Origin of the sequence: Alteromonas sp. 14N.309.X.WAT.G.H12, assembly GCF_036697315.1 — a bacterium.
Lineage (GTDB): Bacteria > Pseudomonadota > Gammaproteobacteria > Enterobacterales > Alteromonadaceae > Alteromonas.
On sequence record NZ_JBAHZB010000010.1, the window covers coordinates 12,764 to 38,665 of the forward strand.

A 25,902-nucleotide genomic window follows, 5' to 3' on the forward strand; every position below is an offset into this window, starting at 1 on the left:
AATAAACGAATTAACGTTTGGAGAACTGTGGCTTCTTACGTGCTTTATGCAGACCCACTTTCTTACGTTCAACGCGACGTGCGTCACGCGTAACAAAGCCTGCTTTACGCAGTGAAGGACGCAATGCTTCATCGTAATCCATCAGTGCACGGGTAATACCGTGACGGATTGCACCAGCTTGACCGTTAGAACCACCACCTTTAACAGTGATGTAAAGGTCAAACTTTTCAGTCATTTCTACTAACTCAAGTGGCTGACGAACAACCATGCACTCGGTTTCGCGGCCAAAGTACTCATCAAGAGCACGTTGGTTTACTACGATGTTACCTGTACCAGGACGCAGGAACACACGAGCAGTAGAACTTTTGCGGCGGCCTGTGCCGTAGTATTGAGTATCTGCCATGTCAAACGCTCCTTAGATGTCCAAAACTTGTGGCTGCTGTGCTGCATGCTTATGTTCAGCACCAGCGTAAACTTTCATTTTGCGGAACATTGCGCGGCCCAGAGGACCTTTTGGCAGCATTCCTTTAACCGCTTTTTCAATAACCATTTCTGGTTTGTGAGCAAGCAGCTTTTCAAAATTAGTTTCTTTCAGACCACCTGGGTAGCCAGTATGCGAGTAGTACATTTTACCTTGCGCTTTGTTACCCGTCACGGTTACTTTATCCGCATTGATAACAACGATGTAATCGCCAGTATCAACATGAGGAGTGTATTCAGCTTTATGCTTACCGCGCAGACGACGCGCAATTTCAGTCGCCAAACGACCTAGAGTTTTGTCTGTGGCATCAACCACATACCAGTCACGTTGTACCGTTTCTGGCTTAGCAACAAAAGTTTTCATTTAAAATCACCCGAAAAATTTCTTCGTTACAGATTACCGGAACACCCGGAAATCTCATGAAAATCAATGACCGGACCCCTTCGAGCCCATTGATTCTTCCACCTTCCCAAAGGTGGGTGTAACTGGGCAGGGCGCGAATTATACAGGATTTGCGTAAAAAGCGAACCCCTAACAAGAAATTTCGCAAAATATAATTAACTACATTGGCGTTTTTATAATATTCAGCTAATTTAAAAACACCCACTTTGCGGGATATTACTCACGTTTTTGTTTTTTACACACGTCATTTATGCATCAATTTCCAGGGAAATGAAGATTAATGTGGAAGTACTTGATTGTCATGACATACATGCTTACATCAGCTGTATGCTATTCAAAAACCTATACCTATACCCAGTCATTCACTGGCTCTGAGTATGGCAGTTACCAACTTGATGTTCTTCGAGCGGCCCTTGAGATAACAGCGGATAAATACGACAAAGGCACTATCACGCCCCACCCTTTCCCTATGTCGCAAAGCCGTCAAATCGCCACCTTGATGGCGGGTCAGGCTGATATTATGTGGAGTATCAGCACAGAAAAATTAGAAAAAACCTTATTGCCGGTGAGATTTCCCCTTATTCAAGGGTTAGGTGGCTATCGGATCTTTGTTATAAACCAAGCCAAGCAAGGGAATTTTCCGGCAGATCAAACCCTGGACAATATAAAACGCATGGCCTGTGTACAAGGCCGCGATTGGCCAGATTCAAAAATATTAGAAGCCCATCGTTTCAACGTACACACCGCCATCTGGTCTGATTGGTACACCAGCATGTACCGAAGCGTAGAAGAAGGGATGGTGGATTATTTCCCGCGCAATGTGGTCGAGGCACAGCGGGATCTCAATTATCACCTCAACGAGCAACTGACTATCGAGAAAAACCACCTCCTTGTTTATCCCAGCTACGAGTATTATTTTGTCTCGCCTCACAGCCCCGAATTACAGACTCGGCTTTACGAGGGAATCAAAATACTGCTGCAAAACGGTGAATTAGCTAAATTATTTAATCGCTATCCGGCCCATAGAAAAGCCAGAGAAATTATTAACGACCCTCAGCGCGTAGTACACCAGTTAACTTCCAGTGTATTGTCTTATACTTGGAGCAACGCAAATTGGGAAGCCGCCCCCGATGCGTTTTTACAAGAGTTTAATACCCGAAATGACTTGTCCCCTTAGTGCTCGTTGCCTTTAACCTCTTGCCATAAGGCTTCCAGTTCAGCCAACGATAAACTTTGTACCCGATTACCCGCTTTTTCCGCTAGTAGCTCTACCTGATGAAAGCGGGATGCAAATTTCTCACTGGCTTTTCGTAACGCCGTGTCTGCATCCACATTGCAATGGCGAGCAAGATTCACCATTGCGAATAAAGCATCGCCAATTTCCTCTTCCACCCGATGGGCATTACAATCGGTAGCCGCGAGTTCCTCGGCGATTTCATCAACTTCTTCTTGCACCTTCGCCAATACAGGGGGCGTGTCGGTCCAGTCAAATCCCACCTTTGCGCACTGTTTTTGCAGTTTTTGGGCATACATTAAAGCCGGAAGATTTACTGGGACATTAGCTAACAAACCCTTAGCTTGAGGTTGCTCTGCACGCTCTTGCTGTTTGATTGCCTCCCATTGGGCAGCAAGTTGTTCTTTCGGAATGGATTTACCCGCAAACACATGGGGATGGCGTCGCACGAGTTTCTCGCTGATGGCATTGACCACATCATCAAAGCAAAAGGAGCCCTCTTCCTCAGCAATTTGCGCATAAAAGACGATTTGAAATAACAAATCGCCCAGTTCATCGCAAATGGCCTGGGGCTGGCCTTTTACAATGGCATCAACCACTTCGTAGGTTTCTTCAATGGTATAGCGAGTCAGGGTGACCATGGTCTGAGATAAGTCCCAGGGACACCCCTTTTGGGGATCCCGCAAGCGGGACATAATATCAAGCAACCGCGTTATTGGTGGTGTCATATCAACCGTTTTTGCGTTTGACATCCACCACATCCTTCAATTGCCGTAATCGCGTAATGACTTTCGATAGCACCTGCCGGTCCGGCACTTCCACAGAAATGGTGATCATAGCGGTCTGACGGGTTTTATCACTTAAACTGTTAACCCCCAGCAACGCCACGCTTTCGTTCGCCAACACCGTTGTGATGTCACGCAAAATCCCAGTGCGATCGCTACAAAATATATCAATGGCGGCTTCAAAACCCACCGCTAGATCCCGCGACCAACTCACTTCTATTTGACGTTCTGGATGCTCAGATAACAAGTGCTGTAATTGGTCACAATTCTCTTTGTGTACACTGACACCGCGTCCTTGGGTGATATAGCCCATAATGGCATCACCGGGCACCGGCTTACAGCAATTGGCCAACTGACTCATCAGATGGCCCACCCCTTCGATAATCACCGAATCGACCTTGCCTTTTGCCCCTGCCTTACGCCGGGTTTTCACCTTGGGACTGATTTCATCCGGTTCTGGGGCCGGTTCAGGTGCCAGTAACTGTTGAATATGATTGACCACCGTCATCACACGAATGTCACCCACACCCACAGCGGCATATAAGTCCTCAACGCTTTGCATATTGTATTTTTCGCAGGCTTCTGGCGGCACTTTTACCGGTAAATGCGCCCGTTGTAGCTCCCGCTCCAGCAGCTCTTTACCCGCCTGCTGATTATTTTCTTTATCTTGCTTCTTAAAATAAGAATGGATCGTGGCCCGTGCCCGGGACGAGTGCACATAGCCGAGACCGGGATGCATCCAGTCTCGGGATGGATTCAATTCTTTTCCTGTGTGGATCTCCACTTGATCCCCACTTTGCAATTGGTAGGTAAAAGGCACAATACGGCCGTTAACTTTTGCGCCTATGCAGCGGTGACCCACGTTACTATGAATATAGTACGCAAAATCCAGTGGTGTTGAGCCTTGAGGCAAATCCACAACATCGCCTTTGGGGGTGAAAACATATACCCTGTCATCAAACACCTGGCTGCGTAATTCCTCTACCAGGTCGCCACTTTCTGCAACTTCTTCCTGCCACTGTAAAATACGGCGAAGCCAGTTGATACGCTCATCATACCCGGAGGTTTTGCCGGTGGAGCCTTCTTTGTATTTCCAGTGCGCCGCCACACCTAACTCGGCATCCTGATGCATCTGCTGTGTACGAATTTGAATTTCCACCGGTTTGCCGCTTGGCCCCACGATCACCGTATGAATCGACTGATACCCATTGGGTTTCGGCGTCGCAATGTAATCATCAAATTCCTTGGGAATATGCTTGAAATTGGCATGCACCGTACCTAATGCGGCATAACAATCCTGTAGACGTTCGGCGATAATTCTTACCGCACGAATATCAAAAAGTTGCTCAAAGGTAAGATGCTTTTTCTGCATCTTTTTCCATATGCTGTAGATATGTTTGGGGCGTCCATAGACCTCAGCTTTAATGTGTTCTTTGTCCATCAAGGCTTGTAAGCCTTCCACCACATTATCGATATATTCAGCGCGCTCTTTGCGCTTGCCATCTAACTGTTTGGCGATTTGTTTGTAGGTTTTTGGATGCAGATACCGAAAGGCCAGATCCTCTAATTCCCATTTTAACTGCCCGATCCCTAATCGGTTAGCCAATGGCGCATAGATGGTGGCACATTCACGCGCCACCAGCACCCGGGTTTCTTCATCTGCTTTTTTCACCTGTTGAAGCTCACAGATACGCTCAGCCATTTTAATCACCACGGCACGTACGTCTTCAACCATGGCCAGCAACATACGTCTTATGCTGTCGATATGCTGTTCATCGGCGGTGGCCAACACAGAATCACCAAGGCGGCGACTGTGCAAGGTTTTAATGGCGTCCATACGGCGAACACCATTAATTAAATCACTGATTTCCTGACCAAATTCTGCAACGATATCGGTCTCACTCAGCTTGTGTTTTTCACAATACGGATATACCAAGGCGGCTTGCAGCGTGGCATCATCCATATTGAGTTGATGCAGGATCTCCACCATTTCCTGTCCCACCAACAGGCGTTCAGGCATATGTGAAACCGCTTTTAATTTTTCTTTCGATGTTTCGCTAATAGATAAACTGTCTAACCAATCATCAAAAGGAGGCCTTTGTGCCTCATGAACTTTTCGTGTTGATACCATAAAACATCAACTCGCTTATGCGTTGTTTTTGTCCGTAAATAGCATCATGACTTCAAGGTGCCGGGTTTGGGGAAACATTTCCACTAACCCCACCTTTGCAATGCTATAACCTGACGCCAGCAGGCAACGGGCGTCTCGTGTGAGCGTACTGGGGTTGCAAGAAACATACAAAATTGCTTTTACTCTGTGTCTTGCCAACGCTTCACATACCACCTGGGCACCGTCTCGTGACGGATCCAGAAGAATTTTGTGGAATCCATGCTGAAGTGCCTGTTCCGCTGAATCGGCACATCCCAAATCAAGATGCGCCCAGTGGATCCCGTCAATGCTCTGCTTTAGCGCATTATCCTTAGCACGATGCACCATTTGTGCCACGCCTTCGGCAGCAAACACCTCGGCCCCCCGCTGTGCCAACGATAATGAAAAATTCCCCAAGCCACTAAACCAATCGGCAATTTTCTCTGCCGGTAACGGGTTCAACCAGTCCATCGCTTGTTGAATCATACGCTGATTCACCGATTTGTTAACTTGAATAAAATCATCCGGTTCAGGACGTAAAAACAAACCGGGTTCCGTTTCACAAGTCAACGGAGCACACTGGTGTAATCGTTTTATGCCATCGCTCAACTCAAGCTGGATATTGGTTTGGTGTTTGATAGCAAACCCAATAAGAGCAGCGTCAAACGCCGGAGTCGACGCTCGCGTCATGCGAAGGCTTATGACCGTCACATTATCACCGGCCATCACACCAACATGACCAATATAGCGGCGATCCCGGTGTGCCGCCAAGACCCTTTTTAAGGGCGCAATCAGCGATGACAGAGCGGGTACAAGGATAGGACAGGCGTCAATGTCCATCACATCTTTGCCATTGGCTTTTCGATAGCCAAGCTTAAAATCCTTGTCATGCCTAGCATCCACAGCCAATCGCCCCTTTCGTCTGTAGCCTTGAGGCTCACTAACAATGGGTGGCGCCCAAGGTAAATCAGCAACACCCAGCTGTTTATGCCAGTATTCTGTGAGCGCTTGCTGCCTGAAAGACAAGGCCTGTTGTGCGTCAACATGTTGCAGCTGACAGCCACCACACTGGTCTGCCACTGGGCACAGCGGCTGGCGGCGCGCCTCGCTCTTTTTAATAATACGGTGCACCGAACCGTAAGCAACTCGCTTTTGTTGTTTGTGCACGGTAACTTCGACGGTTTCTCCCGGCAAAGCGCCTTCTACAAACAACACTGGCTGTTGTTCTGTACATACACCTTGCCCCAGCATATCCCATGAATCAACGGTCACGGTACGTCGTGTTGACCGTGCTTTTTTAACCGTTGCGGGTTTATAAAAACTTACCATGATTTACTCTTGCCCTGATTCAAGGATCACTGTTGCCACAGCATAGTGTTGCTCATCGGAGAGGGAAACGTGACAGTAGGCCACCCCTTTTGCATCACAACGGTGGGCAAACTCATCACTAAAGGTCAGCTGTGGCGCACCAAAATCGTCATTACTGACTTCAATATGCTGCCAACCAATACCGCGGCCTATGCCTGTCCCCAAGGCTTTAACCGCCGCTTCTTTGGCGGCAAAACGTTTAGCCAGATAACGAACAGGCTGTGCACTTTGTCGAAACAACGCCAGCTCATTGGGCGTTAAAATTTTCTCAGGTAATCGCTGGCTGCGGTTAAGTGCCGTTTCTATCCGGCTGATTTCGACGATATCCGTGCCGATCCCTACAATGGCCATCGGCTAAACCGCATGACCTAAACGGGCTTCTTGCATAAGAAGACGCATGTCAGATACCGCTTTTGCCAGTCCATCGAAGGCCGCCCGGGCAATAATGGCATGGCCAATATTAAGTTCAATAATCTCTGGAATGGCGGCAATGGCCTTAACATTGTGATAGTGCAAACCATGACCGGCATTCACCTTAAGACCCCGTTTACTTGCATATTTAATGCCTTGGATCAGTCGTTCTAATTCTTTAGCCGCCTCAGCCTCGGTTTTCGCATCGGCATATTGGCCGGTATGAATTTCGATATAAGGAGCACCACACTCAATGGCCGCATCAATTTGCGCTTCATCGCTATCGATAAACAGCGATACCTGGATCCCTGCACGTGCCAGCTTGTCACAAGCCTGCTTGATAACATCAATATTACCGGCCACATCCAGGCCGCCTTCGGTGGTTAACTCTTGGCGTTTTTCCGGTACAAGGCAACAAAATGCGGGTTGGGTTGCCAGTGCAATAGCAATCATTTCATCAGTCACGGCCATTTCTAAATTCAGCCGGGTATTGATGGTTTGTGCAAGCAGCGTAACGTCCCGATCCTTAATATGGCGGCGATCTTCTCGCAAATGCACTGTGATGCCATCGGCACCGGCTCGCTCTGCAATATCTGCCGCATGAACAGGATCAGGGTAACGGGTGCCCCTTGCATTACGAAGAGTAGCGATATGGTCTATATTCACGCCAAGAAGGATCTCATTCATCTATACATCTGCCCTTAAGATAAAATAAAGAAATTGTAGCAAAAAGCATTGCGCGATGCCGCTGCAAATCCCTTAAATATGGTGTATTTATTGCCGAAAGAGTTCTCGACTCTTTAGCGGTTTGTCGCCTAAAAGATAATTGAGTGCAAGACGATTGATACGCTTTGCTGCGCCAAGAGACAAACCGCTCCATTGGCCATTGCCAAGTAACATCAATGCTGCCCCTGAAATCCGATGTTTATGATTTGCTTGCAAGCAACGGACAAAACCTTGTTCAGGAGAATACAAGTACCATTTATCCGGTGCAACGGGTTCGCCGGTTACGCCATCGGTAAACCAATCGGCCAGCATTCCCATTTCATCCAACAAGGCAAATTCAAACTCCCGCAATGTTTGTTCGATATGGGTATTTTGGTGCAGTTGAGAAAGGGCCTGTTGATATTGACGATAAACAGACTCGCTCACCACCCCCACAGGCAAAAGGCGGTTTATTAGTTCATTGAGGTACATGGCGCAAAATAAGGCATGACCGGTGAGCATTAACATCGGGCCTACGCAATCCGCTAATCGGAGGTTTTTTAACTCGCTGCGCCCTGATAACTGAATACGTAATAGGCGAAAAGGTTGTAACACGCTTTTTCTATCATTTTTGCTATTGCGCACGCCCTTGGCGACGGCACTGACCCGCCCGCTTTGCAGGGAAAAAAAGTCAACGATATATGACGTCTCCCGATAGGGTCGCCGATGCAATACATAGGTGTCCAGCCAGTCGTTATTTTGCATGTGTAGGCTTAGCTGCGTTTTATCCTGACCACTTTCATAAACTCAAATTCCATGCCTGCCACCACATCACACTGTGGATAGTAAGTCATATTCACCCGCGCACCACGTAACGATCGATATGCCTTTTTTCGCTTGAACACGAAAGGCACATCAAAGCCCTCTATCATAAGGGTATGCCTTATCCAGTCATCGTCTTGACGCTGTACATGGGACACCACCCGACAATTTTCACTGTGAGTCAGTGAGGGATGTTTTTTTAACAGCGCTTTACTCTGGTTCAACAGGGGCAATCTCTTCGATCAACAGTTGCACTGATTCTCGCCCACGAAAGGTATTAATGTCCAGTCGGTATGCCACTTGAGCCCGTTGAATGCCCCCATTGGGCCAGATGTTGGTATCCACAGAAAAGGCAATGCCGTCAACTTCCTCGCCATCGTTTTTTCGCAGCACTAGCTTGAGGTGATTTTTGTTTTCTCCCACCATGCGCTGATCAACCACATCAAATACCCCATCAAATAACGGCAATTCAAACCCCTGACCAAACGGGCCGGCCTGGCGTAACGTGTGGGCTAAAGATAAATGAATATCATCACCACTTAACTCGCCATCAGAGAGGATCTTTTTTTCACAATCTATGGCGGCCATATGGCGAGCCGTTACCTGATGAAAAGCGTGTTCAAACTCGGCCAATGCGCTAACGGGTAAACTTAGCCCGGCTGCCATGGCATGACCACCGAATTTGGTTATGACCTCCGGCCAATTGGTGTTTACCTCGTCAAGTAAATCCCGAATATGTAGCCCGGGAATGGAACGGGCAGAGCCTTTTAATGTGTCCTCGTCCTGGTTTGCAAAAACGATAACCGGACGGTGATGTTGTTCTTTTAAGCGACCAGCCACAATACCTATTACGCCTTGATGGAAATGAGGCTGATACACAACCAGTGCCGGCGGTAACGAATCGGCCATGGTTAAGGACGCCAATACCCCTTCGGCTTCTTCTTTCATTTCCGTTTCGATGGCTCTGCGCTGCAGATTCAATCGGTCAAGCTCCGCCGCCATGTGCCGCGCTTGCAGAGCATCTTCGCAAAGTAAACACTCAATGCCCAATGCCATATCATCTAAGCGGCCTGCGGCATTTAATCTTGGCCCGATCACAAAGCCTAAATCGGTGGCATTTAAGTAGCCTAAGGGCTTATTTCTGTTGGCGATTTCAAATAGGGCTTTTATTCCCGGTCGACAGCGACCGCTGCGAATGCGCTGTAGCCCTTGGTGTACAAGTACGCGGTTATTTTTGTCCAGTTGCACCACATCGGCTACCGTCCCCACCGCCACAATGTCCAGTAAGGATGCCAGATTTGGCGCGGGATTTTGCTCGTTGAACCACTGGGCTTTATTTAACGCCGCCCGTACCGCCAACATCAAATAAAAGGCAACGCCAACCCCCGCTAAATGTTTAGAAGGGAAAGGACATCCGGGTTGATTTGGATTCACAATTGCATCGGCGGGCGGCAAGGTTTCAGCAGGCAGGTGATGATCGGTGACAATGACCTCAAGGCCCAGTGATTTTGCGTGCGTAACCCCAGGAACACAGGCAATGCCATTATCCACAGTAAGCAGAATATCTGTACCTTGTTGGTACGCCACATCCACAATTTCTTTGCTAAGACCATAACCAAAATCAAAGCGATTAGGCACCAAATAAGTGACCTGTGCCAACCCCATTTGTTTTAACGCCAGCATACACACTGCCGTGGAGGTGGCACCGTCAGCATCAAAATCACCAATGATGGTGACGCGCTTATTGGTTTTGATGGCATTCACTAAACACTGGGCCGCCGTATCAATACCTTTAAGCTCATGAAAATGCGCCAACTGCCCCGTTGCATTATCCAGCTCAGCTAAGGATTGAACGGCCCGCCCACGGTAGATGCGATCGAGTACAGGGTGAAGATCCGTGCTTAAGGGCGCATCAGTATTCACCGCGCGCCTAACAATAGGAAGAGACATAACCGTAGGATTAATCAGCAGCGTAAATTTCTTCGATTAACACGTCGGCCGGTTTATAGCCGGGTACCATCTTGCCGTTATCAAAGATAATCGCCGGTGTACCACGTACGCCCAATTTTCTGCCTGCTTTAAATTGTTCAGCCACGGTGTTTTCACAGGTCTCACCGCTAAAGGTAGGATTAGATACGGCTTTTGCACGGGACAAGGCCTCTTTGGGGTTATCAGAACACCAAATAGAAACCATATTGCGATAATTATCCGTACCCAAACCAGCGCGAGGCCATGCAAGATAACGCACGGTAATACCGGCCTCATTGAGTTCATCCACTTCACGATGTAATTTTTTGCAATAACCGCAGCTATAATCGGTAAACACCGTAATGACGTGTTTTTCATCCTCGGCTTTAAATTCAATGCTGTCTTTTTCAAAGGGGGCAATGGTGTCAAGGCGCACCTGTCCTAAGGTCGCTTCGGTTATGTCTTTCATGTCGGCATTGACATCATAGATATGACCAAAAAACATGTAATCGGCATCTTCTGTTAGGTAAAACACCTGATTTGCCGCCACAACCTCAAGTAATCCATTAACCGGTGAGTTCGCAATAGAGTCTGGCGCAACCCCCACCAAGTCTTTGACCTTACTGGTGATTAATGCGCTATTGTCGGCGCTCACAGCAGCCTTTGCTGATTGGCCAGATTGTGATTCAACAGACTCAGCAGAACAACTTACTGACATTGCAATACCTAGCGATAGCATGACCGCTCGACGAATTTTCTTCACAAAGACTCCTATGGGGACCCGGTTATTAATGATGATTTCTACTACGGTCATACTAGACCGGGTGGAATGTCAAAAATATTCAATTGTTTGATACTACCACAAAGCCACCCACGACAAAGGTATCTGATATCACTCTATGCACTTTTTATCGACTACGGGGTGCTAGCCTCGAGGATGATGGGTATGGATCAGGTTTTGAAGCCGTTCTGTGGCCACGTGTGTGTATATTTGCGTGGTGGATAAATCGCTATGCCCTAGTAACATCTGCACCACCCGTAAATCTGCGCCGTGGTTTAATAAATGAGTGGCGAAGGCATGGCGCAAGGTATGGGGTGAAAGAGGTTGCACAATACCGGCCCGTTGTGCATAGCATTTAATCCGATGCCAGAAAGTCTGCCGGGTCATTTGTACGCCCCGTAGACTCACAAATAACACATCGGTATTGTGTTTAATTAACGTGGGACGGGCTTCTTTGGTGTAAATTAAAATCCAGTCCATGGCGTCTTCCCCTAAGGGCACTAAGCGTTCTTTATTGCCTTTACCCGTGACTCGCACCACACCTTGCTGCAAACTGACCTGATCCATGCGTAAGCCGGTTAATTCACTTACCCGTAATCCCGTGGCATAAAGCACTTCCAGCATGCACCTGTCGCGGCATTCCACGGGGTTTTCAACGTCGGGCGCATTGAGTAAGTCTTCCACCTGTCGCTCACTTAAGGAGGAAGGCAGTGTTTTGGGCATTCTTGGCTTCGCCAGCTGAGTTACGGGATTGTCACTGCGTACATGCTGGCCGATCATATAGGTAAAAAAGCTGCGCATGGCCGACATTGCCCGCTGGGTACTGCGGGCCGATAATCCCATCTCGTGGCGAAAGTGAAGATAAGATTGCAAGTCTTCAGAGGTCAATAAACTAATGTCGTTTAGCCCCTTAGACTGGCAGAAAAGCGCCAACTTAACCAAATCAGTGCGGTAGCTCTGTTGGGTATGGTCGCTTAATCCTTTTTCCAGCCACAACATATCAATAAAATTATCGATATGTGTCTGGTTCTTATCGTTGAGTGTCCCTTTATCCATCAATTAAAAACCGCGCTTTTCTTTAATCAGTTCATAGGCTGCTTGAATATCCTGGGCTTTCTCTTTGGCAATATCCATCGCCTGCTGGGGTAAGCCTTTTGAGGCCAGTTTATCCGGATGGTGCTCAGACATTTGTTTCCGATAAGCCCGCTTAATGGTTTTATCATCATCACTGGCCGATACACCGAGTATCCGATAGGCATCGTCTAAGGTTTGGGTGTCGGTATAAGATGAAGTCCGTTGTTGTTGACCTTGCTGTCCTCCACGTTGACGAAAGCGCATTTGGGCATCAAAAGCAGCAATAAGAAAATCCAGATCCCGACGTTTAAAACCTAACGTCATCGCGACTTTTTCCAACACCTTATACTCCGGCGCAGATAAATTACCATCGGCAAAGGCGGCCTGGATCAGGATTTCCAAAAACATCTGTAAAATATCGCGGCGTCCGTGACAAGATTCCACGAAGCCTTTCAATGTGGACGATAACGGAAAATCCGCAGCCTTTCCTTCTCTATATGCCTGCTGAGCTTCTTGTCTCGCCTCCCCTGACAATTGCATGTCATCCATGAGCAAGGTGGCAATTTTAATTTCACGATCGGTGACCTGACCGTCGGCTTTCGCTAAATGGCCAAGGGATGAAAACAACGCGTGGAAGAAGACGGCCTGTTGCTTCATGCCAGACTGATCAGTAAAAAAACGTCCGAAACCGCCTAGTTGACTAAAATCCTGACTATAGGCCTTATCAAAAAAGTGCCCGACAACTAACCCCAAAATGGCGCCGGGAAGTCTCAGAAACATATATCCAAAAATAAAACCGAGGATCTTTCCCCAATATGACATACCACTACTCTCCTGTTTATTCCCGTATACCCAAGCTTACGCCTTAACAATCCCCTTTATATGGCATTGTTGAGGGAAGATTAAAGGGAAAAATCCACTGTAAACGAGAATCTATGTAAAACTTAACAATTTTTTTAGTCTGAAGGTTGGTTCTTGACGCAGAAGTGCTTAGAATTAACGCTTTTATGGCAAGTACCCATTTCAAGGGGATTATGCCTTGATTCGGACACGATTCACACACAGTAACACCTGTTCTGAACGTACTGTCATATACGTAGAGTGTGATAATTAAACAGGCCTTCCACTAACGCATGAAAAACACCTGTGCCTTCTTTTTGGTAATTTCACTGAGCAGTCCCATTGCACTGGCTCAGCAAGCTCCATCTAAAAAACCGTCAGACGACGATGTTGTAGGACTTTGCCCGGTAACTTCCATAACCTTTAATAGCAAACAATTGATGCCCGCCGGCCAGATAAAGGTGGAAGCAAATCGCGCCGAAATCATTGAACGTAAAGTTGCGCAATTTACCGGTGACGTTGATATTGTGTCTGATTCAGCCACCATTTCAGCGGATCAAGCCCAGATCATTGAAAACGGTAAGCAGTTGCATGCCAAGGGCGACGTCAACTATGCCGACAAGCAAATACAGGTATCATCGGATACCGTAGATGTCGATTCTGTGGATGAAAGCTTAACCATGTCTTCTACGGTCTACCATTTTAATGATTCCGCAGGTCGTGGTGATGCCAGCACCATTGCATTAAATACCCAGGACGGTTTGATCTTGCGGGATGCGCGCTTTACGACCTGTCCGGAAGGCGAAGAAGAATGGGTAATAAAAGCATCGGAAATCAGTATTCGACGGGGTAAAGCCTGGGGCGAAGCCAAACATACCCGTTTTTATCTCGGTGATGTACCTGTCTTTTATTTGCCTTATTTCGCATTTCCGCTGACAACGGAACGGCAAACGGGCTTTTTATTTCCCACGCTGTCTAACTCGTCCTCCACCGGTATCGATTACGAACAGCCTTTTTACTGGAACATGGCGCCCAACTACGATATGACCATATCGCCGCGTTTAATGACCAACCGCGGCCTTCAACTTAAAACAGAATTCAGGCACATGTCCCAAAACAGTACCAGCCAAGTAAATGTAGAGTATCTCCCTAATGATACGGACATGGCCGGTAGCCCCGATCGGTATTTCTATCGCTTCTACCATCATGGAGAGCTCAATAAAGATTGGAGCACGTCCGTTGATTTAAATGGGATCAGTGACGACAATTACATTGTGGATCTAGGCTCTGATTACTATTCTCGTGCAGATACCCATCTTTCCCGCACGGGCAGTATCAGCTATACCTCTGAAAATTTATTGTTTACCTTACACGCTAAGGATTTTGAAATTATCGGTGACTACCCAGATACCTACCGGGCACTGCCGGAAGCGAAAATGAATTACACCTTGCCGTTAGCGGAATATTTGGAATTTCGCTTAAATTCAGAGCTGGCATGGTTTGATAATACCTCGGCAGATGAGCCTACGGCCATGCGTTTTCACGCCGCCCCCACCATTGCCATCCCCTACCAACGTCAATGGGGTGAATTTTCCGCAGAATTTAGCGCGTTAAATACCTATTATCGACAAAGTAATATTGAGGGAACCGAGTTAGACAAAACCGTTAATCGTACTTTAGGGCAGGCAAAACTCTATGGTGCGCTGTATTTTGAGCGGGATGATAGCTGGTTTAGCGATGATTTATCCATGACATTAGAACCGCGCATGCAATATCTTTATACCTCCTATGAAGATCAGAGTAACATAGGCTTTTACGATACCACCATATGGCTAACAGACGTGGAAGGGCTATTTAGAGCCCAAGATTTTACCGGTTTTGATCGCATTACAGACAATAACCAAGTCACCCTAGCATTAACCAGTCGCTTACTTGATAGTGCCAATCGGGAACAATTTGTCGCCAGTGTAGGTCAGATATTTTATCTCGATGATAATCGCGTTATTGCTGCGGCAAAAGAAACCGATCGTTCATTGCTGGCTGGTGAGGTAGATTGGCGCTTGTATGAAGATTGGAATTTTCACGCAGATTTACAACTTGCCACGGAAACCGATAAAGTAGAGCGCAGCAGTACAACGCTGGAATATCGTCTAAGCAGTAATAAGCTGGTGAAACTTACTCATCGTTATGTAAGGGAACTCTCTGACGAAACCATTGACCAAGTAGGGTTGTCTGCCAGTTGGCCAATTTCTGATCGCTGGCAAGTCGTAGGGCGTACTTACCGCGATCTGGAGGGACACCGGAGCATAGAAAACTATTTCGGTGTGCAATATGAGTCATGTTGTTGGGCGATCCAAATCATTGCGCAACGGCAGCTGAGTAACCGTTATTCATCTGACGGCGAGCAATCTACCGACGAATTTGATTCCAGCATTTCCATGCAGTTCATTTTCAAAGGGTTGGGATCAAGCTCAAGCAGCAGCGATATGTTGTCTAAAGGATTATTTGGCTACAGAAAGCCATATAGTTTAAATTAACGCGCCCGTTGTTCTGTGAAACAATGGTCTGCATAAAGTAAACCTATAAAAAGAGTGATTATGAAGTTCATTATCCGCGCGATTTGTATCAGTGCTCTGTTCACATTTATGAGCATGGCTCAGCCTGTCTCGTTAGACAAGGTCGCCGTTATTGTCGATCAAGGGGTTATACTGGAAAGTGAAATCCAAGATCTGGTTGCAGAAGTGAAAAAAAATGCCCTAGCACAGGGGCAAGAGTTACCCTCAGATCGCGTGCTGCGTACTCAAGCAATCGAAAGACTCATCGTGAAAAGCCTGCAAATGCAAATGGCTGAACGCATGGGCATACAGGTTAGCGATCCCCAATTAGAAGAAACCATCAGCAACATCGCTCAGCAACAGGGAGCAACGGTGGCGGATTTACGTTCTGAATTGCAAAAAGAAGGCATGTCCTACGACGATTACCGTGAAGATGTACGAGAAGAACTCATCATAGGTGAAGTTCGCCGCGCCAACGTCCGCCGTCGGGTTTATATTACGCCTCAAGAAGTAGAAAGCTTGGTCAATCTCATGGACCAACAAGGTGCAGAGCAGGCAGAATACCATCTAGGTCACATTCTTATTGGTTTACCATCAGATCCAACTGCAGAAGAACTAGCCAGTGCCCGTGCAAGAGCCGACAAAGTACTTGAATTGCTAGAAGGTGGCTCAGATTTTACCAAAATCGCCATTACTTCGTCCTCGGGTTCCAATGCCCTGGAAGGCGGTGACATGGGCTGGTTGAACATTAACTCCATGCCAACATTGTTTGCCGAAGCGGTACAAGGTAAAGAAAAAGGCGATTTAGTGGGACCGATCCGCAGCGGCGCCGGTTTCCATATCCTTAAAATCAAAGATACCCGTGGTATTGAAAAAGTGACCATTGAAGAAGTGAATTCCCGTCACATTCTTATCAAGCCTTCTATTATTTTAAGTGATGATAAAGCCAAAGAGATGCTCTTGGAGTTTCGTGAGAAGCTGATTAACGGCGAAGCCGACTTTGCAGAACTGGCCAAAGAATATTCGGAAGATCCCGGTTCCGCACTTAAAGGCGGCGAATTAGGTTGGGCTGACCCTACCATTTATGTTCCTGCTTTTAGAGACGCATTAGCAAAACTCAAGCCCGGTGAATACAGCCAACCGGTGCGCTCTGTTCATGGCTGGCATTTATTGCAACTTATCGACCGACGTTTCGATGACGCCACCGAAAAGCGCAAAGAAGACAAGGCCCGTCAGTTGCTATATAGCCGAAAGTTTAAAGAAGAATCTGAAACCTGGTTGCGTGAAATGCGTGATTCCGCCTACATTGAAGTATTAGAGTAAGACAGGCGTTGACTATATGAAACCCATACGCATAGCGGTAACACCCGGAGAACCGGCGGGCATTGGCCCGGATCTTATCATTTCACTCGCACAAGAAGCCTGGGATGCGCAACTTGTGGTCTTTTGCGATGCTGAAATGCTCAAGGCTCGGGCCGCTATTCTGGGTTTGCCCATTTCGCTAATTCCATATACGCCAGAGATTGATGCCATTCAACCTCCTGGTTCCTTGTATATTAAACAGATCGATACCAGCACCGAGGTGGTGCCCGGCGAACTTAACAGCGATAATGGCCATTATGTTGTTGAAACCCTCAGACAAGCCTGTCATGCCAACATGGAAGAAGGGTTTGATGCAGTGGTCACCGGGCCGGTGAATAAAAGTATTATCAATAAAGCAGGCGTTTCCTTTAGTGGGCACACCGAGTATTTCGCCCATCAGTCAAATACCATGGATGTGGTGATGTTACTGTCCACAGAAGGGCTAAACGTGGCCTTGGCCACCACCCATATTCCCTTAGAGTACGTGGCAAAAGCCATTACCCGTGAACGCTTGTATAAAGTGATTCACATTATTAACACCGATCTTAAACTGAAATTTGGTATTCCCTCCCCCCACATTTATGTGTGTGGCTTAAACCCCCATGCCGGTGAAGGTGGCCATCTTGGCACCGAAGAGTTGATGACCATCATTCCTGCATTGGAGTCATTAAGAGAGGAAGGACTGAATATTACTGGGCCACTGCCGGCAGATACCATTTTCCAGCCGAAATATCTGGATGATGCCGATGTGGTACTGGCGATGTATCATGATCAAGGACTACCGGTGCTAAAATATAAAGGGTTTGGTGCGGCAGTGAATATCACACTCGGACTGCCGTTTATTAGAACCTCCGTGGATCACGGTACGGCCTGCGATCTTGCTGGCACAGGCCAGGCAGATGCCGGTAGCTTCAGAATTGCACTACAAAAAGCCATAGAGCTAGCGAATCGACAACAATGAGTAAAACACACCTAGGGCACACGGCGCGTAAACGCTTTGGACAGAACTTTCTGCACGACGATTACGTAATCGGTAATATAGTCAATGCTATCAACCCACAGGAAGGCGAAAATCTGGTAGAAATTGGTCCGGGTTTAGGCGCACTGACAGATCCTGTCTGTGAAGAAGTTTCTAAACTCACCGTGGTGGAACTTGACCGCGACCTGGCTGATCGCTTACGCCATCATCCATTTCATGGTACAAAGCTGACCATTGTGGAACAAGATGCCCTTAAGCTGGATTTTACCGACTTATTGGAGCAAATGCCCAACCCCAAAGGTAAACTTCGGGTGTTTGGAAATTTACCTTACAATATTTCCACGCCATTGATGTTTCACCTGTTTTCCTTCTCGTCTCACGTACACGACATGCATTTTATGCTGCAAAAAGAAGTGGTGAATCGTTTAGCCGCTGCGCCGGGCTCGAAAAGCTACGGGCGTCTTTCAGTGATGGCTCAATATTATTGTACGGTGATCCCAGTTCTACATGTGCCGCCTGAGGCCTTTAAGCCACCACCGAAAGTGGATTCTGCGGTAGTACGTTTAATCCCCCACAGTGCACCGCCAGTGGCCCTTAAAAGTGTGCCATTGCTAGAAAAAGTCTGTGCGGCGGCATTCAATCAGCGTCGCAAGACAATTCGCAACAGTTTAAAAGACTATGTCAGTGAAGAAGAACTGGGGCAGCTAGATCTGTCGGCCACGGCCCGAGCCGAAACCCTTTCCCTTGCGGATTTCGCCGCCATTGCAAACTTTGTTGCAGAACGTGATGAGGTGGCGTAATGCACTCATCATCAAATATCTTAGTGTCGGTTTCCACCAAACATTTACCGGACCACCCTGCCAGCGGTTCAGATAAGTACGCCTTTGCGTACCATATCACCATTAGAAATTACAGTAATATGCGGGTACAGCTGATTAACCGCTATTGGCTAATTACCGACGGTAACGGCAAAAATACTGAGGTAAAGGGCGAAGGCGTGGTTGGCAAACAACCGATTATCGAACCCACCAGCGAATACCAGTATACCAGTGGCGCATTACTGGACACACCGGTGGGAAGTATGCAAGGCTATTACGAAATGGAGAACGAAAACGGTGAACGATTCCGTGTTCCCATCGATATTTTCAGTCTGAGTGTACCTAACGCACTTAATTAGCTATTTGCATTTCGATTTCTCAAAGATAAATATACAGGGCATATAATGACCCCATCTCAAACCCTCATCGTGGGAGATATACAGGGCTGCTATGGTGGCCTGATGAAATTGCTTGAAAAAGCCAATTTCAATGAAAAGCGTGATCGCTTATTTGCCGTAGGTGATTTAATTGCCCGTGGCGAAGACTCATTATCCACCGTGCAATATTTAATGAAACTTGAAGACCGCTTTAGCACCGTCCTTGGCAACCATGATCTTCACTTTTTGGCCATTACCCAAGGCCTCAAAAAAGCCAAGAAAAATGACCGGCTGAGCTCCTTGTTAGAATCGCCGTCGCTAGAAAAAATCATCCACTGGTTTCGCCAATTTCCCTTAGCCCTGCAAGTTACCAACAACCATACGATTGTCCACGCCGGTCTTTATCCCCACTGGTCCACCAATAAATTATTGGCGTTAAGCGATGAGATCAGCAACAAACTAAAAAGCCCACAATGGGTTTCGCTATTAAAAAGCATGTATGGCGATGGTCCAAATACTTGGCGCGATGATCTTTGTGGTATCGATAGAGAACGCTTCATCATTAACGCCTGTACACGAATGCGCTTTTTGGGTGATAAACATCAATTGGAATTTGCCACTAAATCCCATCCCGATGATGCTGGCTATGGACTATGCCCCTGGTTTACCGTGCCAAACCACGGCTTAAGCCAGGATCAGACGGTTGTATTTGGACATTGGGCCGCCCTTGAAGGGGAAACCAACTCAAATCAGTTTATTGGTTTGGATACCGGTTATGTATGGGGAAATACCCTTACTGCCTTATGCATAGAATCGAATTCTTACGTTTGCGTATCTGCATAAATACCCATTCAGAGGTATGGATACTCTGACATTTTGATTATCGGTGGCGATTGTCTTATTGTTCTGGTTACAATCGTGGCCAATCTGCAACTATGCGACTAAAGAATAATATTTTCACGTCGATATGTATTAGAGCCAGCAGCAATTCAACTATGTTGGCAGCTCAGAGGCTATAAACAACGGGTGGCAACAATGTCACACAAACACAAAATTACAAATACACAATAATGACACTGTGTTTTTAGGAGTTCGGATGAAAATCACGGTCGCAATGCGAATTATCGGTGGCTTTATCACCATCAGTTTATTACTGATCGTCATAAGTGTCTCATCACTGATAAATTTAAACTCCGTCGGCTCAGCAATAGATGAAGTTAATCAGGTAGCCGTACCGACGTTATCGAGTAGCAACGCGCTTAAAGCCAGTTTTCTTAATATGGGACGGGTGACCTTTGAAGCCTATATCGAAGAAAGTATTAGCGGTTTAGAAGAAAAATATAAAGTATTTACCTCCAGTAAAGCTACCTTCGCGTCAGAACTCAAAAAACTCAATACCGTACTGGCTGATGACAGCGCTATGCAAAAAAGCCTCAAAGACATCGAATCTGCTTATCAAGCATACGAAAGTAATGTTGAAGCCATGTATGCTAACCATCGACAATCCATGGAGATGCGCAATGCCATTTCTGATCGCATGGGGGAGCTTGAAGATAACGCCGATGATGCCTCTACCTACTTATTGGATTTTTCAGAATCTGATGATGTTGCCGACAATACCGCTTTACAGGAGGCGGCTAAAATAGGTGACAAACTCGAATCCACCCTGATGTCACTGATTACCGTTTCCACCGAATACACCAAAACCCAAACCCAAGTTCGTGCCCAAGTGATTGGCAACGAAGTTGAGCTGACGGTGGGTAATGTCAGAGAATTACTTAATAGTATACAGGGTGCTGCACGGGGCAACGATACCACCGGCTCCTTAGATGAAATTGCCACACTGGTGAATGATGCCATTGATGCCATTAGCGGTAGCGATGGCGTGTTAGCATTACAAAAATCCCGATTAGATCACCGTAATGCCGCCGAGGAAGCCTTAACCCGTTCAGATACCAACAGCCTTGAAGGCATCACCGCCTTGGAAATACTCCTTCGTGCCGCCGACGAAAAAGCCGACTTAATCGATGAGCAGGTGACCAGTAAAGTGAGCACCGGTAATCTTATCGTTATCATCATTGCCTTGGCGTCATTGGCCATCGCTCTGGGTATTGGTTACTGGACAGTGACTGCCATTACCCGTCCGCTCAATCGTGTGAATAAACTGCTAACCGTGGCCTCCTCCGGTGATCTTACCCAAAGCCTTGACGACTCCGCTGAGGATGAATTTGGACAGCTAGCGAAAAACTGTAATACCCTCATTGCAAACCTGAAAACCCTGATCGTGGGCATTAATACCCGGGCGGAGCAATTAGCGGCAGCATCTGAACAAACATCAACGGTGACTACACAAACCACCCACTCTATTCAAAACCAGAAATCTCAAATTGCTCAGGTTGCCACCGCCACCACAGAGATGCACAGCACATCTCAAATGGTGACACAAAGAGCCGAAGATACCTTAAATGAAATCCGTAATGCAGATACAGAAGCGGAAAAAGTCCGTGCCATCTCCACGGAAAATAAACGCACCATTGAAGTGCTGGCTGAAGACGTGCAACAAGCGGCTGAAGTTATCAATAAATTGCATCAAGACAGTGCCAGCATTGGCGGGATCCTGGATGTTATCCGCGGTGTCGCCGACCAAACCAATCTGCTGGCATTAAATGCCGCCATTGAAGCCGCCCGAGCCGGTGAACACGGTCGTGGCTTCGCGGTGGTTGCCGATGAAGTACGTACATTGGCTTCACGGACCCAGCAATCAACCCAAGAAATCAATGAAATGATTGAAGTACTGCAAGCCGGTGCTGAAAAAGCGGTATCTGTAATGAATCAGGGCAAAGATCAGACCACGGTATGTGTGGAACAAACCGATAACGCGACTCGGGCGTTAGATATGATTTCTGACGCTGTACGTAAAGCCTATGATGTCAGTACACAAATCGAGCAATCAGCCCGAGAACAAAATACCGTTTCACAGGAAATCAGTGAAAAGCTGGAAACCATTGTGGATATTGCCGAAGAAACCACCGCTGGTGCCCAGCAAACCTCAGAATCCAGCACCGAGGTCGCTCGCTTGGCTGAGGAATTACAACAGTCCATTCGACAATTTAAAGTTTAAGTTTTGGTTGCCGCACTATCCGGTGCGGCCGTTTTCCTCTTAAACGGCTTTTTGCCCATTTGTATACTTAAGCACAAGCCAATCAATCCTATGCCTATCCATCCTGTTAGCGTAAATCGCTCTGTAAGCAAATACACCGCCAGTAATGTAGCCACAACGGGTTCTAACAAGGTGATCAGCGTTGCGGTGCTAGCATCAATCTTACGTAAGCCATAGCCAAATAACAGATAGCCTAAAAACATGGGCACTACTGCCATATAAATCGCCACACTCATATTGGTTATGGAGTCAGTAACATTAGCGCCGGTAAAAAGCAGTGAAGGAAGTAACACACAAGCAGCCAGGCCAAACTGGGCTGCCATTGCCACACCGGAGACAACACCACCGGTAATCAGGTGTTTTGTGATCCACGAATAGCCAGCGTAGGTCAACCCTGCCAGCAACCCCAAACCGATGCCCCACTCTCTTGTCTTCATCACAGTCTCGCTGTGTTCAGGGGATTTAGTCAAGGTTAAACAGGCAATGCCGGCGACCCCGCACACCAAGCTCAGCACCCACCTCGCGGTTAATGGCTTTCGGTTGAGCCACATATCAAGGATCATCGCAAAACACGGCGCACTAGCGATAGAAACAATGGTTCCGATGGCCACCCCGGCCATAGCCATGGAAGAATAAAACGCTAACGGATATATGGCCACGCAAGCGGCGCCCAGCAATAAGGCTCGGCCCTGCATCCACAATGCGCCACGGTGTTGTAACAGGCCTTTTAGTACCCGCAAACACATGAGTAAACCGCCGCCACCCATGGCGATAGCACCGATGGCCAATGGACTCACATCCGGGGCAAAACTCGCCGCGGTGCCGGTGGTTCCCCACAAAATACTGGCAACAACGATGGCAAAAACACAACGGAATCTATATTGCTGTTCAGACATAATGAAAAACTCAACCTAGGATTATATGCTCATTATATAAGTTTAGGTTTATTTTCTCTTTGCAGATTGGACACTTCCCATGCTCAAAAAGACGCATTATTTACGCCCTCTAACGGGTGATTTTAGACGGCGGTAAACCAAAGTAGTGGGAAAAGCGGCGACTAAAAGCGGAGACGTCCTGATACCCTACTGCTTGTGCAATATCCAGCATACTCAGATCCGTATTAATAAGCAGTGCCTTGGATTTTTCCATCCGTAAAGCAAGAATATAACGAGCAGGCGTGGTGTTAAGTTGGGCACGAAATTGTTTTTTAAATTGGGTTGCGCTTAGACAAGCCACCTCGGCGAGAACAGGAATACTCAGGGAATCATGAAGATGCTCATGAATGAAATGAACCACTTTACCCATACGGGGCGTCATGGTTAGCCCCAGTTGTTGTTCATCAAGAACCGCAAGAAATGTGGTTATCATTGTTTGTTCGATTTGAGCACTCACTTTGGTTTCAAGTTGGCAAGCGATAAACGGCAGTAACTTAGCCATGGGTTGGCTGATTGAAAACACGCTGACCTCAGAATCACTCAGCGTCGTGGGCAAGGTATCAAGATCAGCCACCAAAAAGCGGGCATTTTCTTCGGCAGTAAAATGATGGATTTGATGGGGTTTTACGATTACGCATTCACTAGGCCCTACGCTACCGTTAAAGTCTCCCACAGAGATATTAATCACGCCATGTAACGGCAAAACCAGTTGATAGAAGGGATGCGCATGGCCAACTTTTTGCCGGCTATACGCACGTACTGATAAGGTATTGATCATCAGGTTGTGGCAACCTTGTAGATTGCCATCGTTCTATTCAAACAGTTCTCGATGCAACTTCTGCACAATATCATCACTGTTTTGGTGGTTAACCAAAAAGGACATATTGTGTGGATTGGCACCGAAACAAATCATCCGTAAATTGTAATCGTGAACCGCCGCAAATATTTTACTGGATACCCCTTTAGCGGTTTGCATATGATTGCCCACCACGGTGACCAAATCAAAGCCATGTTCCACGGTCACATCGCAAATGGTTTCCAATTCTGCCAAGGTGGCTTTGTTTAATCGCTGAGCCACAGAATTGGCTGGGTTATCCAGAGTGAAAGACACTGATATTTCCGAGGTAGTCACCAAATCAACACTGAGTTTATGCTTGGCAATAATGGCAAAAACCTGTTGTAGAAAACCTTGTGCGTACATCATTTTCGGGGTTTTTACCGTCACCATCACCTGCTCTTTGCGACGGGTGATGGCCCGGTATGGCGGTTCATGCTCACAGTTACGCATGATCCAGGTACCGCCTTTTTCCGGCGCTTTGCTTGATCCCACAAACACCTTGATGTCTTTACGAAGGGCGGGCTCCATCGTCGCTGGATGCAGCACTTTTGCGCCAAAAGTGGCCATTTCAGCCGCCTCTTCAAAACTAAGTTCCGGTAACGGATATGCGGCAGAAACAATACGAGGATCGGTCGTATAGACCCCTGTTACATCAGTCCAGATTTCACAGGTATCGCCATCTAAAGCTTCTGCCAATAATGCCGCGGTAAAGTCCGATCCCCCCCGGCCTAAGGTGGTGGTTTTGCCTTGGCTATCGGCGCCGACAAACCCTTGGGTCACCACAATGGCCCGTTCAATTTCAGGTCGTAGCAATCGGGTTGCCAGGGTAGCAATGTCTTCAAGTTGTGGCGCCGCCTCACCATAAACATCGTCAGTGCGTAATACTTTTCGCACGTCAAAGTTTAATGTTGGTACCGATTGCTCTGCCAATACGGCGCTAAACAGCAGCGACGACATGCGCTCGCCCATAGATAATAGCTGGTCTTTTAAGTCATCCCGATGAAGGATTTCTTCGTGGAAGGCTAACCCGCGAAGTTCATCAAACAAATCATCAAGTTTCCCAGCAACACTGTCTTTGTCTGCTAACTTATCCAGTACCGCCCGCTCTATATCCACAATGGCCTGACAAGTGGTTTCTATTTGCTCACTGGTAAGAGGCGTATGGGCCATGCTCACCAAATGATTCGTTACCCCTGCTTGGGCACTCACAACAACGATACGGGTTGCTTTATTCGCCACCACAATACGCGCACAATTTTCCATGGCTTCATATGTGGCTACACTGGTACCACCAAATTTGGCAATATTAAGAGAATTGGTCACTGCGTTCTCCGATGAAAACTCAATCTTTTACTGAGCTATAAATTGACACTTATCTGGTCACCCACACGAACATTGTTGGCGGCAAACCAGCCTTGATTCATTTCCAGCGCATAGGTTACCACTTTGGATGCGCCCACTGAGGTTAAATCCTGGGGCATCAGCGGTTTTATATCGGTAATCACGCCGTTTCTGTCGATAAATGCCACATCAAGGGCAACGTAGGTATTTTTCATCCACATACTCGCCTTACGGGCAGGCGAAAAATAGAAAAGCATACCACAATCATCACACAATGATTTTCGGAACATCAGGCCGCGGGCCCGTTGCATTTGGGTTTTAGCAAACTCAACGGTCAATGGCTTCTCATTGATAACGATGGTTGCCTGGGCAAATTCCACCGGCTCCTGTGCCAATGATTGGCAAGCAGCTAGCGCCACTGCACTGATCAATAACAGGTTTCTTATCACTGGCAATAATTTCATTGTGTTTACCTTGTTGTAAGGGTATTTAAAAAATAGGCATAAAAAAAGCCGGG

The 25,902-nt window shown here is 47.1% G+C and carries 25 protein-coding genes; 8 read left to right on the top strand and 17 right to left on the bottom strand.

The annotated features are described in order from the left end of the window. Positions 1-10 precede the first annotated feature (10 nt). On the bottom strand, positions 11-403 hold the full coding sequence (gene rpsI / locus V5298_RS05600; RefSeq protein WP_216024532.1) for a 30S ribosomal protein S9: 393 nt from the start codon (positions 401-403) through the stop codon (positions 11-13). A gap of 12 nt (positions 404-415) precedes the next feature. Continuing rightward, positions 416-844, bottom strand: a complete 429-nt coding sequence (gene rplM / locus V5298_RS05605; RefSeq protein WP_216028648.1) for a 50S ribosomal protein L13 — start codon at positions 842-844, stop codon at positions 416-418. Between the two features lie 319 nt (positions 845-1,163). Between rplM and V5298_RS05610 the strand changes: the two genes are divergently transcribed. Next, complete coding sequence (locus tag V5298_RS05610; RefSeq protein ID WP_332930489.1) at positions 1,164-2,060, top strand: hypothetical protein; 897 nt, start codon at positions 1,164-1,166, stop codon at positions 2,058-2,060. On the opposite strand, the gene mazG is transcribed toward V5298_RS05610, so the two are convergent. The 11 genes from mazG to djlA form a co-directional block, all read right to left on the bottom strand. Continuing rightward, entirely contained in the window at positions 2,057-2,869 is an 813-nt protein-coding gene (gene mazG / locus V5298_RS05615) for a nucleoside triphosphate pyrophosphohydrolase (RefSeq protein WP_332930490.1), read from the bottom strand. The genes V5298_RS05610 and mazG overlap by 4 nt on opposite strands. Continuing rightward, positions 2,847-5,033 (bottom strand): GTP diphosphokinase, encoded by a 2,187-nt coding sequence (relA, locus tag V5298_RS05620; RefSeq protein ID WP_332930491.1) that lies wholly within the window; start codon positions 5,031-5,033, stop codon positions 2,847-2,849. The genes mazG and relA overlap by 23 nt, the downstream gene beginning before the upstream one ends. A 15-nt stretch (positions 5,034-5,048) precedes the next feature. Then, on the bottom strand, positions 5,049-6,380 hold the full coding sequence (gene rlmD / locus V5298_RS05625; RefSeq protein WP_332930492.1) for a 23S rRNA (uracil(1939)-C(5))-methyltransferase RlmD: 1,332 nt from the start codon (positions 6,378-6,380) through the stop codon (positions 5,049-5,051). Positions 6,381-6,383: 3 nt separating this feature from the next. Continuing rightward, entirely contained in the window at positions 6,384-6,770 is a 387-nt protein-coding gene (gene acpS, locus V5298_RS05630; protein ID WP_332930493.1) for a holo-ACP synthase, read from the bottom strand. Between the two features lie 3 nt (positions 6,771-6,773). Beyond that, the gene (pdxJ, locus tag V5298_RS05635; protein WP_332930494.1) at positions 6,774-7,517 is read right to left on the bottom strand and encodes a pyridoxine 5'-phosphate synthase; all 744 of its coding nucleotides are present in this window, start codon (positions 7,515-7,517) and stop codon (positions 6,774-6,776) included. An 87-nt stretch (positions 7,518-7,604) separates the two neighbouring features. Continuing rightward, positions 7,605-8,300, bottom strand: coding sequence for a DNA repair protein RecO (recO, locus tag V5298_RS05640; RefSeq protein ID WP_332930495.1), 696 nt, complete (start codon positions 8,298-8,300; stop codon positions 7,605-7,607). Between the two features lie 8 nt (positions 8,301-8,308). Beyond that, positions 8,309-8,584: a hypothetical protein gene (locus tag V5298_RS05645; protein ID WP_332930536.1), complete on the bottom strand. Its 276-nt coding sequence runs from the start codon at positions 8,582-8,584 to the stop codon at positions 8,309-8,311. Then, positions 8,568-10,307: a single-stranded-DNA-specific exonuclease RecJ gene (gene recJ / locus V5298_RS05650; protein WP_332930496.1), complete on the bottom strand. Its 1,740-nt coding sequence runs from the start codon at positions 10,305-10,307 to the stop codon at positions 8,568-8,570. The genes V5298_RS05645 and recJ overlap by 17 nt, the downstream gene beginning before the upstream one ends. Before the next feature lie 10 nt (positions 10,308-10,317). After that, positions 10,318-11,088 carry a DsbC family protein gene (locus tag V5298_RS05655; RefSeq protein WP_332930497.1) on the bottom strand — a complete coding sequence of 257 codons (771 nt, stop codon included), beginning with the start codon at positions 11,086-11,088 and terminating at the stop codon, positions 10,318-10,320. A gap of 162 nt (positions 11,089-11,250) precedes the next feature. Further along, positions 11,251-12,162, bottom strand: a complete 912-nt coding sequence (gene xerD, locus V5298_RS05660; RefSeq protein ID WP_332930498.1) for a site-specific tyrosine recombinase XerD — start codon at positions 12,160-12,162, stop codon at positions 11,251-11,253. A 3-nt stretch (positions 12,163-12,165) separates the two neighbouring features. Next, positions 12,166-13,002, bottom strand: a complete 837-nt coding sequence (gene djlA, locus V5298_RS05665; protein ID WP_332930499.1) for a co-chaperone DjlA — start codon at positions 13,000-13,002, stop codon at positions 12,166-12,168. A gap of 311 nt (positions 13,003-13,313) precedes the next feature. Between djlA and V5298_RS05670 the strand changes: the two genes are divergently transcribed. The 7 genes from V5298_RS05670 (at position 13,314) to V5298_RS05700 (ending at position 22,232) form a co-directional block, all read left to right on the top strand. Beyond that, on the top strand, positions 13,314-15,557 hold the full coding sequence (locus V5298_RS05670) for an LPS-assembly protein LptD (RefSeq protein WP_332930500.1): 2,244 nt from the start codon (positions 13,314-13,316) through the stop codon (positions 15,555-15,557). A 60-nt stretch (positions 15,558-15,617) separates the two neighbouring features. Continuing rightward, entirely contained in the window at positions 15,618-16,898 is a 1,281-nt protein-coding gene (gene surA, locus V5298_RS05675; RefSeq protein WP_332930501.1) for a peptidylprolyl isomerase SurA, read from the top strand. A gap of 16 nt (positions 16,899-16,914) precedes the next feature. Further along, the gene (pdxA, locus tag V5298_RS05680; protein ID WP_332930502.1) at positions 16,915-17,898 is read left to right on the top strand and encodes a 4-hydroxythreonine-4-phosphate dehydrogenase PdxA; all 984 of its coding nucleotides are present in this window, start codon (positions 16,915-16,917) and stop codon (positions 17,896-17,898) included. Beyond that, the gene (gene rsmA, locus V5298_RS05685; RefSeq protein ID WP_332930503.1) at positions 17,895-18,716 is read left to right on the top strand and encodes a 16S rRNA (adenine(1518)-N(6)/adenine(1519)-N(6))-dimethyltransferase RsmA; all 822 of its coding nucleotides are present in this window, start codon (positions 17,895-17,897) and stop codon (positions 18,714-18,716) included. Before pdxA ends, rsmA begins: the two co-directional genes overlap by 4 nt. Next, positions 18,716-19,093, top strand: coding sequence for a Co2+/Mg2+ efflux protein ApaG (gene apaG, locus V5298_RS05690; RefSeq protein WP_332930504.1), 378 nt, complete (start codon positions 18,716-18,718; stop codon positions 19,091-19,093). Before rsmA ends, apaG begins: the two co-directional genes overlap by 1 nt. 45 nt (positions 19,094-19,138) lie before the next feature. Next, complete coding sequence (locus V5298_RS05695) at positions 19,139-19,954, top strand: symmetrical bis(5'-nucleosyl)-tetraphosphatase (protein ID WP_332930505.1); 816 nt, start codon at positions 19,139-19,141, stop codon at positions 19,952-19,954. Between the two features lie 253 nt (positions 19,955-20,207). Beyond that, on the top strand, positions 20,208-22,232 hold the full coding sequence (locus tag V5298_RS05700) for a methyl-accepting chemotaxis protein (protein WP_332930506.1): 2,025 nt from the start codon (positions 20,208-20,210) through the stop codon (positions 22,230-22,232). Here V5298_RS05700 and V5298_RS05705 read toward each other — a convergent pair. The 4 genes from V5298_RS05705 to V5298_RS05720 all read right to left on the bottom strand — a co-directional run bounded on the left by V5298_RS05705 (position 22,229) and on the right by V5298_RS05720 (position 25,849). Then, positions 22,229-23,167 carry a DMT family transporter gene (locus V5298_RS05705; protein ID WP_332930507.1) on the bottom strand — a complete coding sequence of 313 codons (939 nt, stop codon included), beginning with the start codon at positions 23,165-23,167 and terminating at the stop codon, positions 22,229-22,231. The two genes, V5298_RS05700 and V5298_RS05705, sit on opposite strands and share 4 nt — an antisense overlap. Positions 23,168-23,276: 109 nt before the next feature. Then, positions 23,277-23,984 carry an AraC family transcriptional regulator gene (locus V5298_RS05710; RefSeq protein WP_332930508.1) on the bottom strand — a complete coding sequence of 236 codons (708 nt, stop codon included), beginning with the start codon at positions 23,982-23,984 and terminating at the stop codon, positions 23,277-23,279. Positions 23,985-24,017: 33 nt separating this feature from the next. Beyond that, the gene (gene lysC / locus V5298_RS05715; RefSeq protein WP_332930509.1) at positions 24,018-25,367 is read right to left on the bottom strand and encodes a lysine-sensitive aspartokinase 3; all 1,350 of its coding nucleotides are present in this window, start codon (positions 25,365-25,367) and stop codon (positions 24,018-24,020) included. A gap of 35 nt (positions 25,368-25,402) precedes the next feature. After that, the gene (locus tag V5298_RS05720; protein WP_332930510.1) at positions 25,403-25,849 is read right to left on the bottom strand and encodes a DUF192 domain-containing protein; all 447 of its coding nucleotides are present in this window, start codon (positions 25,847-25,849) and stop codon (positions 25,403-25,405) included. Positions 25,850-25,902: the final 53 nt, after the last annotated feature.